The 13,682-nt window shown below is 68.4% G+C and carries 12 protein-coding genes and 1 pseudogene; 9 read left to right on the forward strand and 4 right to left on the reverse strand.

The genetic code is table 11. The features are described 5' to 3' along the window. Positions 1–91 precede the first annotated feature (91 nt). The 3 genes and pseudogenes from AC069X_RS07225 to AC069X_RS07235 all read left to right on the forward strand — a co-directional run. Positions 92–2,146 carry an APC family permease gene (locus tag AC069X_RS07225; RefSeq protein ID WP_478726004.1) on the forward strand — a complete coding sequence of 685 codons (2,055 nt, stop codon included), beginning with the start codon at positions 92–94 and terminating at the stop codon, positions 2,144–2,146. Positions 2,147–2,245: 99 nt separating this feature from the next. Continuing rightward, positions 2,246–3,577 carry a class I SAM-dependent RNA methyltransferase gene (locus tag AC069X_RS07230; protein ID WP_478726006.1) on the forward strand — a complete coding sequence of 444 codons (1,332 nt, stop codon included), beginning with the start codon at positions 2,246–2,248 and terminating at the stop codon, positions 3,575–3,577. A gap of 264 nt (positions 3,578–3,841) precedes the next feature. Further along, positions 3,842–4,109: pseudogene (locus tag AC069X_RS07235) on the forward strand (DNA-binding protein); the annotation flags it as partial. 167 nt (positions 4,110–4,276) lie between these two features. Here AC069X_RS07235 and AC069X_RS07240 read toward each other — a convergent pair. The 4 genes from AC069X_RS07240 to AC069X_RS07255 form a co-directional block, all read right to left on the reverse strand. Further along, positions 4,277–5,503, reverse strand: a complete 1,227-nt coding sequence (locus AC069X_RS07240) for a metal-dependent hydrolase family protein (RefSeq protein WP_478726008.1) — start codon at positions 5,501–5,503, stop codon at positions 4,277–4,279. Beyond that, positions 5,500–6,639, reverse strand: coding sequence for an MAB_1171c family putative transporter (locus AC069X_RS07245; protein ID WP_478726009.1), 1,140 nt, complete (start codon positions 6,637–6,639; stop codon positions 5,500–5,502). Before AC069X_RS07245 ends, AC069X_RS07240 begins: the two co-directional genes overlap by 4 nt. Before the next feature lie 2 nt (positions 6,640–6,641). Further along, positions 6,642–6,995: a hypothetical protein gene (locus tag AC069X_RS07250; RefSeq protein WP_478726011.1), complete on the reverse strand. Its 354-nt coding sequence runs from the start codon at positions 6,993–6,995 to the stop codon at positions 6,642–6,644. A 239-nt stretch (positions 6,996–7,234) separates the two neighbouring features. Further along, positions 7,235–7,693: a helix-turn-helix domain-containing protein gene (locus AC069X_RS07255; RefSeq protein ID WP_478726013.1), complete on the reverse strand. Its 459-nt coding sequence runs from the start codon at positions 7,691–7,693 to the stop codon at positions 7,235–7,237. A 189-nt stretch (positions 7,694–7,882) separates the two neighbouring features. Here AC069X_RS07255 and AC069X_RS07260 point away from each other — a divergent pair, with 189 nt between their 5' ends. The 6 genes from AC069X_RS07260 to AC069X_RS07285 are packed head-to-tail and all read left to right on the forward strand — an operon-like array spanning position 7,883 to position 13,636. Next, on the forward strand, positions 7,883–8,356 hold the full coding sequence (locus AC069X_RS07260; RefSeq protein ID WP_478726015.1) for a response regulator transcription factor: 474 nt from the start codon (positions 7,883–7,885) through the stop codon (positions 8,354–8,356). A gap of 37 nt (positions 8,357–8,393) precedes the next feature. Next, complete coding sequence (locus AC069X_RS07265) at positions 8,394–10,172, forward strand: asparagine synthase-related protein (RefSeq protein WP_478726017.1); 1,779 nt, start codon at positions 8,394–8,396, stop codon at positions 10,170–10,172. An 18-nt stretch (positions 10,173–10,190) separates the two neighbouring features. After that, a complete protein-coding gene (locus AC069X_RS07270) occupies positions 10,191–10,448 on the forward strand; it encodes a lasso peptide biosynthesis PqqD family chaperone (RefSeq protein ID WP_478726018.1) in 258 nt (85 codons plus the stop codon). Positions 10,449–10,462: 14 nt separating this feature from the next. Beyond that, a complete protein-coding gene (locus tag AC069X_RS07275; RefSeq protein WP_478726360.1) occupies positions 10,463–10,873 on the forward strand; it encodes a lasso peptide biosynthesis B2 protein in 411 nt (136 codons plus the stop codon). After that, the gene (locus AC069X_RS07280; protein ID WP_478726362.1) at positions 10,863–12,638 is read left to right on the forward strand and encodes an ABC transporter ATP-binding protein; all 1,776 of its coding nucleotides are present in this window, start codon (positions 10,863–10,865) and stop codon (positions 12,636–12,638) included. Before AC069X_RS07275 ends, AC069X_RS07280 begins: the two co-directional genes overlap by 11 nt. Continuing rightward, complete coding sequence (locus tag AC069X_RS07285; protein ID WP_478726020.1) at positions 12,635–13,636, forward strand: methyltransferase; 1,002 nt, start codon at positions 12,635–12,637, stop codon at positions 13,634–13,636. Before AC069X_RS07280 ends, AC069X_RS07285 begins: the two co-directional genes overlap by 4 nt. Positions 13,637–13,682 lie beyond the last annotated feature (46 nt).

The raw sequence follows: 13,682 nt of genomic DNA on the forward strand, positions 1-13,682 counted from the left end.
GGGTCCGGCAGGTGCTTCATTGGCGGCGCATTGGTGGGGATCGGGGGCAGGGGGTTCGTCAGCCACATTTCGAACGCTTACGATCCTCTGCGTGTCCAAACTGACCGACGTGCCCAAACGGATCCTGATCGGCCGGGCGCTGCGCAGCGACCGCCTCGGGGAAACGCTCCTCCCCAAGCGGATCGCCCTTCCCGTGTTCGCATCCGACCCCCTCTCCTCGGTGGCATATGCCCCCGGCGAGGTGCTGCTGGTCCTCTCCATCGCGGGTGTGTCGGCGTACCACTTCAGCCCCTGGATCGCCGCCGCGGTCGTCGTGCTGATGTTCACCGTGGTGGCCTCCTACCGCCAGAACGTCCACGCCTACCCGAGCGGCGGCGGCGACTACGAGGTGGCCAACACCAACCTCGGACCGCAGGCCGGCCTCACCGTGGCGAGCGCGCTGCTCGTCGACTACGTCCTCACCGTCGCCGTATCCATTTCCTCCGGCGTGGAGAATCTCGGCTCCGCCGTCGATTTCGTCATCGAGCACAAGGTGCTCTCGGCGATCGTCATGATTCTGCTCCTCACGCTGATGAATCTGCGCGGAGTGAAGGAATCCGGCAAGCTCTTCGCCATCCCCACGTACGTGTTCGTCGGCGCCGTCTTCGTGATGATCGCCTGGGGCGCCTGGCGCGGCCTCGTGATGGGCGACACGATGGAGGCCCCGACCGCCAACCTGGAGATCAAGGCCGAACACCAGGGGCTGGCCGGCTTCGCGCTGGTCTTCCTGCTGCTGCGCGCCTTCTCCTCCGGCTGTGCCGCCCTCACCGGCGTCGAGGCGATCAGCAACGGCGTACCGGCCTTCCGCAAGCCCAAGAGCAAGAACGCCGCCACGACGCTCGCCCTCATGGGCGCCCTGGCCGTCACCATGTTCTGCGGGATCATCGGCCTGGCCATGGCCACCGGCGTGAAGATGGCCGAGGCCCCCGCCACCAACCTGCTGGAGAACGGCGTCCCGGTCGGCGAGGGATTCGTCCAGCACCCGGTGATCTCCCAGGTGGCCGAGGCCGTCTTCGGCAACGGCAGCATCCTGTTCATCGTCCTGGCGACCGCCACCGCGCTCGTCCTCTTCCTGGCCGCGAACACCGCCTACAACGGCTTCCCGCTGCTCGGCTCGATCCTCGCCCAGGACCGCTACCTGCCGCGCCAGCTGCACACCCGCGGCGACCGCCTCGCCTTCTCCAACGGCATCGTGCTGCTCGCGGGCGCCGCCATACTGCTGGTGTGGATCTACGACGCGGACTCCACGAAGCTGATCCAGCTCTACATCGTCGGCGTCTTCGTCTCCTTCACGCTGAGCCAGATCGGCATGGTCCGGCACTGGAACCGCCACCTGAAGACCGAGCGCGACCAGTCCGCCCGCCGCCGGATGATCCGCTCGCGGGCGATCAACACCTTCGGCGCCTTCTTCACGGGCATGGTGCTGGTGGTCGTACTGGCCACCAAGTTCACCCACGGCGCCTGGGTCGCCCTGCTCGGCATGCTGATCTTCTACGGCACGATGAGCGCCATCCGGAAGCACTACGACCGGGTCGCCGCCGAGATCGCCGCCGACGAGGGCCCCAGCGACGACAGCGTGCGCCCCTCCCGGGTCCACTCGATCGTCCTGGTCTCCAAGGTCCACAAGCCGACCCTGCGCGCCCTGGCCTTCGCGAAGCTGACCCGCTCGGACACCCTGGAGGCGCTCAGCATCAGCGTCGACCAGGCCGAGACCAAGGCGCTGCGGACGGAATGGGACCGGCGCGGGATCAACGTCCCGCTGAAGATCCTCGACTCGCCCTACCGCGAGATCACCCGCCCCGTGGTCGAGTACGTGAAGGGGCTGCGCAGCGAGAACCCGCGCGACGCGGTCAGCGTCTACATCCCCGAGTACGTCGTCGGACGCTGGTACGAGCACCTGCTGCACAACCAGAGCGCCCTGCGCCTCAAGGGCCGGCTGCTCTTCACGCCCGGCGTGATGGTCACCTCGGTGCCCTACCAGCTGGAGTCCTCGGAGCTCGCCAAGCGGCGGGCGAAGAAGCGCCAGGAGTGGAACGCTCCGGGCTCGGTGCGCCGTGGCCCCGTCGACACGCCGAGGCCGCGCCAGAAGGACCCGGCGGGCAAGTAGTCCTGGTGGTGAACGGCCGGAGGAGATCCACGTAAACTGGTGGGTCGGTCCTCCGGCCGTTTCCTTTCTTCGATCCACTTTCCTTGGAGCCTCCCCACCATGACCGAGCAGAACGAGAAGCAGTCACTGGTCGGGGAGGAGTACGAGGTCGAGGTCGGCCCCGTCGCGCACGGCGGCCACTGCATCGCCCGCACGTCGGACGGCCGCGTCCTGTTCGTCCGCCACACCCTGCCCGGCGAGAGGGTCGTCGCGCGCGTGACGGAGGGCGAGACGGACTCCCGCTTCCTGCGCGCCGACGCCGTCACCGTCCTCACCGCGTCCAAGGACCGCGTCGAGGCGCCCTGCCCGTACGCCGGCCCCGGCAAGTGCGGCGGCTGCGACTGGCAGCACGCCAAGCCGGGCGCCCAGCGCCGGCTCAAGGGCGAGGTCGTCGCCGAGCAGCTGAAGCGGCTCGCCGGGCTCACCCCGGAGGAGGCCGGCTGGGACGGCACCGTCATGCCGGCCGAGGGCGACAAGCTGCCCGCCGGCCAGGTCCCGCAGTGGCGCACCCGGGTCCAGTACGCGATCGACGAGACCGGGCGCGCCGGCCTGCGCAAGCACCGCTCGCACGACATCGAGCCCGTCGACCACTGCATGATCGCCGCCCCGGGCGTCTCGGAACTCGGCATCGAGAAGCAGGACTGGCCCCAGATGGCGACGGTCGAGGCGATCGCCGCCACGGGCTCCGGCGACCGCCAGGTCGTCCTCACCCCGCGCCCCGGCGGCCGGCTCCCCCTGGTGGAGCTCGACAAGCCGGTCTCGGTGCTCCGGGTCGAGGAGAAGGACGGCGCCACGCACCGCGTCCACGGCCGCCCCTTCGTCCGCGAGCGCGCGGACGGCCGTACGTACCGCGTCGGCATGGGCGGCTTCTGGCAGGTCCACCCTCAGGCCGCCGACACCCTGATCAAGGCCGTCATGCAGGGCCTGATGCCGCGCAAGGGCGAGATGGCCCTCGACCTCTACTGCGGCGTCGGCATCTTCGCGGGGGCCCTCGCGGAACGCCTCGGCGAGACCGGCGCGGTCCTCGGCATCGAGTCGGGCAAGCGCGCGGTGGAGGACGCCCGCCACAACCTGGCGGACTTCCCCCGGGTCCGCATCGAACAGGGCAAGGTCGACACCGCCCTCCCGCGCACCGGCATCACCGAATGCGACCTGATCGTCCTGGACCCGCCCCGCGCGGGCGCCGGCAAGCAGACGGTCCGCCACATCGCGAGCCTCTCGGCCCGCCGCATCGCGTACGTCGCCTGCGACCCGGCGGCCCTGGCCCGCGACCTGGGCTACTTCCAGGCGGCGGGCTACAAGGTCCGCACGCTGCGCGTGTTCGACCTGTTCCCGATGACCCACCACGTGGAGTGCGTCGCCATTCTGGAACCGGCCCGAGAGGACCTCTGACCTGGGGTTTCTTGGGGCTGCTCGGTTTGCTCGACCTGTTTCCTCTTGTGCAACGAGTGGAAGCGGGCGAGGCCGTCCGGCCTGCGGTTTCCGGGGTTTCCGCGGGCGGTCAGCTCGTGGAGTGGGTGGGCGGCGGCAAGTCTTGACGCACGAATGACGCACGTTCTGAGAGTCCGTCAGCCAGGTTGGCCGCGTAGACGTGCGTGCGCGGCAGGGCCGCTGCGCGGGGCAGCCCAAGCGGGTCGCGACATGGCACTCGGAAGGGTCGAGGTGATCCATCCGAGTGCCAGTGACGCGGCTTTCGGGCGGACCCTGTCACGGCTGCGGGTGGAGCCGGTGACCCAGGTGATGCGCAGTCGGCCGCTGCTCTGCTGCGGGCTCCGGTCTCCACGGCAACAAGTACGCCATCGACGCGATGCTCTCTGCCGCGGGCCTTGCCCAGCCAGGCCGGCTGACGATCCTGACTTCCGACGTGGAGGAAATTCGAATGCTCACGGCGGAGCACCCGCGGGTGCTGGCCGAGAAGGTCTGACTGAGGCACCGACGCGGGTGGTTTCGGCGCGGACGAGTGACCGGTCCGCCGCCAGGACCCGCGCTGGTGCCCCGGAGACAAGGTCGGGCCTGGCCCACTGCTGTCGGTCCGGGCGGTTGGCGACGGAGCCCACCCAGGTCAGGAGTAACGCCCCGGTGGCGTGCTTATTACCGGTCGCGGCCATCGGACGGGAGAGAAAGTGCAGTCTCGGGGCCGAATGGCCGGCCTTCGGCCAGGACCAGGCGGACCGCGCGCAGGACGCTCAGGTCGGTCAGTGGGTCGCCCTCGACGACGAGGAGGTCGGCGCGGTGACCGGGGGCGAGCCGGCCGGTGTCGTGGGCGATGCCCAGCGCCTCGGCCGCTCCTGCCGTGGCAAGGTCGATGATCTCGGCCGGCGTCATTCCGATGTGTTCGAAGAACTCCAGGCTGGAGACGAAGCCGTCGAAGACGGCGCGGGGCACACCGGCGTCGGTTCCAGGCAGGAGTCGTACCCCGCTCTCCGTCATCCACCGGATCCGCCCGAACATCTCCTCGGCCCGCTCCGGGCCGAAGCGCTCCGCGAAGCCCCGCCAGTCGGGACTGGCGGCAGGGCAGACGGCGATGCCCTGGTCGGCCATGGCGGCCACCAGTTCTTTGCGTACGTCGAAGCCGTCCCGGGCCATCCAGGTGCAGTGCTCGATGCTGTCGACGCCGGCGGCCACTGCGGCCGCGATGCCCTCCGTGCCGTGCGCGTGGGCGGCCACCGGCAGCCCGGCCCTATGGGCCTCCTCCACGACGACGCGCATCTCGCGCATGGTGAACTGGGCCTGCCAGACAGGTGGTCCGCCCTTGGTGATGCCGCCTCCGGTGGACATCACCTTGATGAGGTCGACACCGCTTGCCGCGTTACGGCGTACTGCGGCGCGGATCGCGCCTTCGCCTTCGACCTCCCCGCCGAGGAACCAACAGTGCCCGCCGGGCGCGGTCAGAGGTGTCCCGGCGGCGAGGATGCGCGGACCCGACAGCCGCCCGGCCGTAATCTCGTCCCGTAGGCGGACGGCCAGTCCTCCCCTGTCGCCGAGATCGCGTACGGTCGTGACTCCTGTGGCTAGGAGCTGTGCCGAGCGCATCGCCATCCCGGCGTACAGGTCGGTGTCGGACGAGGCCCGCAGGGTCTCCACGGGGTCGGGGCCGGCGTCGAGCGCGAGGTGGACGTGGGCGTCGATGAGCCCGGGCAGCAACGTACCTTCGGGGAAGTGAAGACGGGGAACTGCGGGTTCGACCTGTGCCTCGACCTCCGGGCGCGGTCCGGCGGCCACGATCACGCCCCGCCGGACATGCACGGCCCCGTCGCGAACCACCCTCCCGCCGGGGCCGGAGACCATCCGCTCCGCCGAAATCACGGTGTGCATCATGCGCCTTCCTGGTAGGTCCGCAGCGCGTCCGAGAGCGCCACGAGCTGCCTCACGTCGTCGTCAAGGTCGTTGCCTCCGGGCAGGGCCACGGCAATGGCTCGTCCGGGTGCCGGTGCTCCCGCCGTGTACGCGGCCAGCGCCTTGCGAAGGTGTACCGCTGCTCGTCCTGGTGGGAGTGGGGCGGAGGGTTCCATCGGGGCATCCAGCTCTGCGAGATAGGGGCTGATGCGTACGAGACCGTCCCGGCACTCGATGGCGCGCCGGTAGTACCGGCGGTGAATCCCGCGGACGCGCAGCGCGTCGCGCAAGCCCCCTGCAGGCGTGCGGTGGAGGGAGTCCTCCGGGAAAGCCTCGTGCAGAGCCGTCCACAGCGGGGTCAGCCGCCGGTACATCCGACGACGATGCGCCCACAGGCGGCCGGTCCTCCATCGCGTGGCGGCCGCAGGATAGAGAATCCCCGCGACGAACAGCGGGATCGCGATGTCCAGGAGCAGCTTCGCTCCAACTATGAGGGCCGCCGGTACGGATTCGCCGGCCCAGCGCGTCACGGTGAGCGTCTCGCGAAGCGACCCCATCAGCACCATGGCGGTCAACGCGGCCGCCACCAGCCGCAAACCGGTGCGCAGCGGCTCGTTTGACACCCGTACGTAGTGCAATGTCCACCACAGTGCCAAGGCCAGCCCGTAGACGAGGTAGATACCTGCCGCGAGGTAGAAGAGAGCGACTCCCGGTTCGCGCATGTTCGCCGTCGCGTACGTATGGGCGCGTTCTGGCCCCGGTGTGATAGCCATGGCCAATGTGGCGATACCGATGGCGGAGGTCAGGGGTATCAGTTCCCTCCGTGCGCGCTTGTTGCCCGCCGTGCGATCCGATGCCGAATAGAGGAAGACGCATTGCAGGAAGTAGACAAGGACGAGAAGCAGTGCGTTCTGCAGCAGCTTCGCGATTCCGTCACCGGTCAGTGAATCGACGTACCGTGCAACTGAGGTGAGTCCCAGAGGGAATGACAGTGCGGCGCAGAGGATGCATAGCGTTACCGACCGGAGGACCCTGTCGGAGGGTGCCTTGACCAGCTGGCTAATCTTCCAGCAGAGCGCCAGGAGGAGAATTCCTCCGAGGAGTGAGGACAGCACCACGGCTATAACCACCCCAGTCTGTCACCCAGTGCGGAATTAATGCGTCGAGCCGATTGGTCGTCCCCTGTCTTCGGGGTCACGCGGTTCAGTACGGAGGCCCATTCCAGGATGATGGTGGCGACAAGCTCGGCTTCTCGTTCCCGGTCATCGTCGTACGAGGTTCGTCGGAGCGCTCGCTTGATGACGTCGACGGACAGCTCTGGGGCCATCGACTGCCAGAACTCGTCGTCCATTTCGTCGCTCTGGTGGCCTGCCAGAATGTGGCCGACCTCGTGCAGGATGATGTGATCCTGATGGGCCCTGCTGGTCTCCCTCTGGTAGAAGATGTAGTCCGCCGATTTGCTGGCAATCCACACGCCGTAGGGTCCGGGAACAGGCAGGGGGTAGTCGATCAGTCGGATGGGGCGCCGCCTATGCTCTCCCAATGCCCGGCAGAAGGCTGGCACATGAAGTGGTGGCTGGATTCCAAGGGACCGGAGAGTTCGCCTGCATTGGCGTCTCAGCTCTCGCTCTTTCAAGGCGTCTCTCCGATCGCGTTGCCAGGGTGCGATCCCATCCAACAGCGCGGCTCTGCAGGCGGCCAGCAGAGAATCAGTCAATCACGGGGAAGGATTTCCCGTTCCGCCTGCTCCAGGCGATACACGACATCGAGCAGGTCCATCACCTGCTTCCGATGCTCGGGCGACAACTGACCGGCTCGCATGGCCATCAGTTTCACGTCGTCGCCCTTGGACGCCTCGTGGAGCCGGGCTTGCTCGGAGGCGAGGGCTTCCAGCTGTTCCGTGATCCGGTCTGCCGCCTCGTCCTCGACGAAGTAAGCGGTCGGCACGCCGAAGAACCCAGCCAATGCCTGAAGGTGCTTGAGCGTCGGGTTGTTCTTTCGCCCGTTGCGGAGCTGCCAGATGTAGCTCTGGGAGATGGAGACGTCTGCAGTCGACTGCCTGATCGCGGCGGCGACGTACTCGTTGCTGTACTCGTGATGCGGATCGGGACGAACCGTTGCGAAGAGCTGGTTCAGCCTGTCGGCCAGGCTCTGCCCTGCCTTGTCGCTCATGGCCCCTCCGGCCCTCACCGGGTCTCCACCTGTGTCAACAACGATCGTGCCAGTTTTGGGACATGAGTTGAAGGGGGTGGGCCGTCAAGTTATGGTCCCCACACGCAAGTTCCACTGGTGTGCAGACCCTCCGCTCACTGGGTCTTCACCTGAGTTGAGGCAGCCGAGAGGTCTACGCCTCGTTCGCCAGTGGCTCTTTCCGTCCTCAGGCACAGGGGGAGGCACGTCGTCATGCGACCGAGATCAACGATGCCCGAGTGGGTGCCGGCTCTGCACCGCGTCAGCCGGCTCAGCAGCAGAGAGCTCCAGGTGTTCCGGCTACTGGCCGACGGGGCCAGCAACGCCGAGATCGCCGACGAACTGGTGGTGACGGAGCGGACGGTACGCGCCCACACCGGCAGCATCCTCTCGAAGTTGGAACTCCAGTCACGCCTGAAGGTGTGTCTGACTGCGTTCGCATACACGCAAAGACTGGCTCTGAAGCCAATGGGCACGGGGCTGCAGGGGGGGCAGAGTGGAGTCATCACAGCACGGGAGGAGGTGAATGAGATGAAGAAGTTCTACGAGGCCCCTGCTCTGATCGAGCGTGGCGCGTTCGCGGCCGCTACGGCCGGGTTCGGCCGGATCCTCTCCGACCAGCTGGTTGGTCGGCTGATCCCGTAACCGCGGCTCAACGAGGTAGGAAGGTACCCGGCATCCCATGGACAGTTTTGTGGTGGCACCTGACCACGATGCGGCCACTGCGGCTGTCGGGTGCCTTCCCTTCGAGCCGACACACGTCGTGCCCCACCCTTCCGGGCGGCCCTGGATCCTGGCAGACCTGCCCTTCGCCACTCTCTCCGTCGTCCACGCAGACGGGAAGACGCTCGCCCTCATAGGGCCTGGCGACGTGCCCCAGGACCAGATGGCAACTGCCCTTTCAGCATGCGCGAGCGTTGCGGACCTGGACGGATTCATCACCTCGCTGCCCGGGGTGTTCCACGTCATCGCCCGCATTGCCGGGAGATCTCGCGTACAAGGCACCGCGTCGGGGCTCCGGCAGGTGTCCTACACAGAGCACGTCGGCCACATCTGGGCCAGCGACCGGGCCCGCACGCTCGCGCGGCTGACGGGGGCACCGCTGGATCGGTCCGCGCTGGCGCTCCGGCTGCTGGAGCCCGTGCCCCATCCCTTACCCGAGCGTGGGCTGTGGCGCGGCATCGAGACAGTCCCACCGGGGCACTGTCTCGTCCTGAGCAACGGGCGGGACAGGCGGGTCGAGTGCTGGTGGTGCCCGCCGGCACCGAGCAGAACGCTGGCCGCCGGCGCGGATCGGGTACGGGAAGCCCTGAGCCTTTCGGTTCGGCAGCATGCGCGGGGGCGGACGAGAGTCAGCAGCGAACTGTCGGGCGGCTTCGACTCCACGGCACTGTTCTTCCTCGCCGAGCGGGAGCAACCGGTCATGGCCGTGACGGCCGCCAGCCGCGACCCCTTGGACGAGGACGCGGCCTGGGCCGCACGCGCCGTGAGCCACGCCTGCCAGGTCGACCACCGAGTGATCCCGGCCGAACGCCTGCCGCTGGTCTACGCACAGCTGGACCGGGCGACCGAGCCGCTGGACGAGCCGTCCATCGCCGTCGCCAGCCGGGCACGAGTCCTGGCAATGACGGAGATTCCGCGCCGGGAGGGCGCAGACCTCCACCTCACCGGCCACGGCGGTGACCACTTGTTCGTCGGCCTGCCGACCCTGACCGCAGACCTCCTACGCAGCCGGCCCTTGCTGGCCCTGCGCCACATGAATGCCTATCGCGGCATGTTCGGCTGGCCGTGGATCGGCATGGCCAGACAACTGATCAGCCCTGGCTCCTACCAGCGCTGGTTGGCGACGTCGGCGACTTCGGGCACCGGGGCGGACCCGCGGTTCCCCATTCTCACCTGGGGACTCGGGGCGACCATGCCGCCCTGGCTCACACCATCCGCCGTAGAGACGATTCACGAGGAAGTCCGGCAGGCCGCGCAGACGGCGGCACCGCTGGCCTCCACCCCGGGACGCCATCTCGAGCTCGACGGGATTCGCGACGGAGCCCGCCTCGCGCGAGCTCTGACGGACATCACCGCCTTTGCCGGACTGCCCCTCTCCATGCCCTTCTTCGACGACCGGGTAATGGAGGCCGCACTCGCAGTGCGTATCGAGGACCGGGCCCGGCCCTTCGCCTACAAGCCGCTGCTCGCCGCCGCCATGCACGGCATCGTGGCCCCCGACCTGCTCACAAGGACGACCAAGGGGGTAGGAAGCATGGACCTGGCAGTGGGGCTGCGCACTTACGCGCCGCATCTCAGCCAACTCTGGTCCGACTCACGGCTTGCGGAACTTGGCCTGGTCGACGGGCAGCGCCTGGCATGCCTGTGCGCACGCCCGGACTCCGTCGAACTGGACGACGGCGCGCTGCTCACCACCGTGGCCTGTGAGCTGTGGCTCCGCAGCCTGGAGCAGGCATAGCACAGACAGGAGACACTTATGGGTTTCAAGCTGCACGACCACATCTCGATGGTGCCCACCGAATACGGATCGGTCCTGCTGGACGAGCGCACTGGCGCCTACTTCCAGCTGAACCCCACGGGCACGAAAGTGGTGACTGGCCTGATCGAACAGCACGACCCGGCGCACGTCGCGAGGAAGCTCGTGGCCGAGTACGACATCGGCGAAGAGCAGGCGGCCTCCGATGTCGCAGCGCTCATCGCCCAGCTGCGTGAGGCGGAGCTGGTTCAGCCATGAGCGCCGGGATGACCATGCCCACCCGAGAGCCGGGCGGTGTATGGCGGCGGGCGAAGGTAAGTAGCGCCGTGCTGGCCGGGCTGCTCCTGGCGCGCATGGCCCCGCATCGGATCCGCTCCTTCATGCGGCGGGCGGCGGACGGAGCCCGGCAGGCGGAGTACGAGACGGTGGAGCGGTACTACCGTGCTGTAGCCGCGGCCAGCCCCCGCTGTGCCGGGTGGCAGGGATGCCTCCCCCGCTCGATCGCGGTGGCGCTCCTGTGCCGGGCTGAGGGCAGGTGGCCGGACTGGAACGTCGGTGTCCGCCGGACGCCGCCCTTCGCGGCACATGCCTGGCTCGAAGCGGATGGAAGGGTCGTCGCCGAGCCGGGGACGCCGACGGCCTACGGGGTGCTCATGCATGTGGGGGCTGCTGATGTCTCCTAGTCGGGACACGGCCAAGCCCGTGGGGCTCGCGGCACTCCTTCACCTGCTCCGGCCGCACCGGGGTCTTGTCGCCTGTGCGGTCACTCTGGTGATCGCCGCCTCCGTGCTCGGTCTCGCGCAGCCGGTGCTCGCCGGCCGGATCATCGACCGCGTCCGCACGTCCGAGCCCATCGCCGGCCTTGTGCTGACCCTCGCCGCCCTCTTCGTGGCGCAGACGCTGATCGACACCGCCGGCCGCTACCTCCTCGAGCGCAGTGGCGAGAGCGTCGTCCTGGGGATACGGCGGCTGCTCGTTCAGCGGCTGATCCGCCTGCATCTGCCCGTACTCCACACCCATCGCACCGGAGACCTGATATCCCGCGCCACCGGCGACACCCAGGCACTGCGCGACAGCATCACGCGCAGTCTCGTGGAGATCGCCGTGGGAGCCCTCACCGTCGCGGGCGCGTCCGTGCTCATGGTCGCCATCGACCCTGTCCTGTTCCTCGTCGTGCTGGGCGTTTTCGCCGTCGCCGCGCTGGGGGTGGCGGTCGTCCTGGACCGCATCCGACAAGCGGCGGAGCAGTCCCGAACTGCGGTGGGGGTGCTGACTGCGGATCTCGAAAGGAGCCTCTCGGCGATCCGGACCATCCGGATCCACCGGGCAGAGCAAGTGGAGACGGACCGGCTCCTGGCGTCGGCCGAGGCAGCCTTCGCCGCAGGGATCAGAGGCGCACGGCTCGCCGCCACCGCCCAGCCCGCGATCCAGCTCGCCGCCTCTGGTTCCTTCCTCCTCGTCCTCGTGGTGGGCGGCATGCGCGTCGCCTCGGGAGATCTCCAACTCGGCGACCTGGTCGCCGTACTGCTCTACGCCACCTACCTGGTGATGCCCCTCGGCAACCTGCTGGAAGGTCTCACCACGCTCAAGCGGGCCATGGGAGCACTTCAGCGGGTACAGGAGGCCCTGGACCTGCCCACCGAATCAGACGAAAGCGCACCGAGCGCGATCGCAGCAGCCGCTCCAGGTGTCCCCACGCTCTCCTTCGCCGACGTCCGCTTCTCCTACGACGACCGCCCCGCGCTGAGCGGAGTCAGCTTCGAGCTCCCCCGCGGGTCGAGGACGGCACTCGTCGGCACATCCGGATCAGGCAAGTCGACGATCCTCTCCCTGATCTGCCGGTTCTACGAGCCGACGAGCGGCACCATAACCTACCTCGGCCACAACGCAGTTGACTTGACCCGCGCTCAGTGCCGACAGTTCGTGTCCCTCGTCGAGCAGAGCGCACCAGTACTCCACGGAACGATCCGCGAGAACCTGTGTATGGGTCGGCCATCGGATGCGGCCGACATCGACAGAGTCCTGCACCAGGTCAACCTCCACGACTGGGTCCAGGGCCTGCCCGACGGCGTTGACACCCAGGTGGGTGAGCACGGGTCGCAGCTGTCCGGCGGCGAGCGCCAACGCCTGGCGATCGCACGGGCTCTGCTGACCCGGCCCGCCCTCCTGCTTCTCGACGAGCCGACCTCCAGCCTCGATGCGGAGAACGAGAAGACGGTGATGGACGGACTGCGCCGCCTCCACGGGGACTGCGTCACCGTGCTGATCGTTGCCCATCGCCTCTCGACCGTGCGCGATGCCGACCACATCCTTGTCGTCGACGACGGCGAGGTGGTCGCAGCAGGCAGCCACCACGAACTGGCGCATACCAGCGAGCACTACCGGCTCTTGCTGGGCAGCCAGATCACGGACGACGACCAAACCGACTTCTCGGGAGTGCAGAAGTGACCGCCGATCTTGAGTTCGTAGAGGCGGCGAGCGGACTCGCCCCCATCGCGCTCCGCGCTGCCGCCACTCTGCGGATGGCCGACCACATAGCCGCAGGCCACGACACCGCCCTGTCGCTGGCCGAGCGGACGGGCACCGACCCAGACCTGCTCGGTCGCGTGCTCAGCTTCCTCGCATGCCGCGGCGTGTTCGCCGAGCCGAGCCCGGGAACGTACGCGCTCACCCCCCTATCCCTCACTCTCTTGGAGGGCCACCCCTCGGGCCTACGCGAATGGCTCGATGCTTCAGGAGCCGGGGCGCGCATGGACGCCGCTGTCGGAGACCTCCTCGGCGCATTACGCAGCGGCGAGCCCTCCTACCCCAGGCTGCACGGGCGGCCCTTCTACGAGGACCTCGCCCTCCAAAGTCGGGGCCCGACCTTCGACGGCCTGCGCCACACGCACGCCGAGAGCTACGTCACGGACCTACTGGCCGCGTATCCCTGGGACCGGGCCAGGCGCATGGTCGACGTGGGTGGTGGCACGGGAGTTCTCGTCGAAGCCCTCATGCGCACCCACAGCACCTTGCGCACCGTGCTTGTGGACCTCCCCGGTGCGGTGGCGGCCGCCACCGCCCGTATCGCAGCCGCAGGCTTCGGCGATCGGTTCACCCCAGTGACCGGCAGCTTTTTCGACCCCCTGCCGGGCACCGCGGATGTGTACACACTCGTCAACGTCATCCACAACTGGAACGACGAACAGGCGTCCGCCATTCTGCGCCGCTGCGCCGAAGCCGGCCGAAAGGACTCCACCTTCGTCATCGTGGAGCGACTCGTGGACGACGCCGACCCCCGAGCGATCACCGCCATGGATCTGCGCATGTTCCTGTTCCTCGGCGGAAGGGAGCGGACCGCGGCCCAGATCCGCGAGGTCGCGAGCGCAGCTGGCATGGCACACCAGTCGACGATCAAGACCCCACCGGGACTGCATCTACTCGTATTCCGCAAGAAACTCTCCTGAGGAGACTCGCCGGGTTCGGGGCGGCGGACGGTGACGTGAGTCCGAG

The organism is Streptomyces sp. NPDC043896, assembly GCF_056435605.1.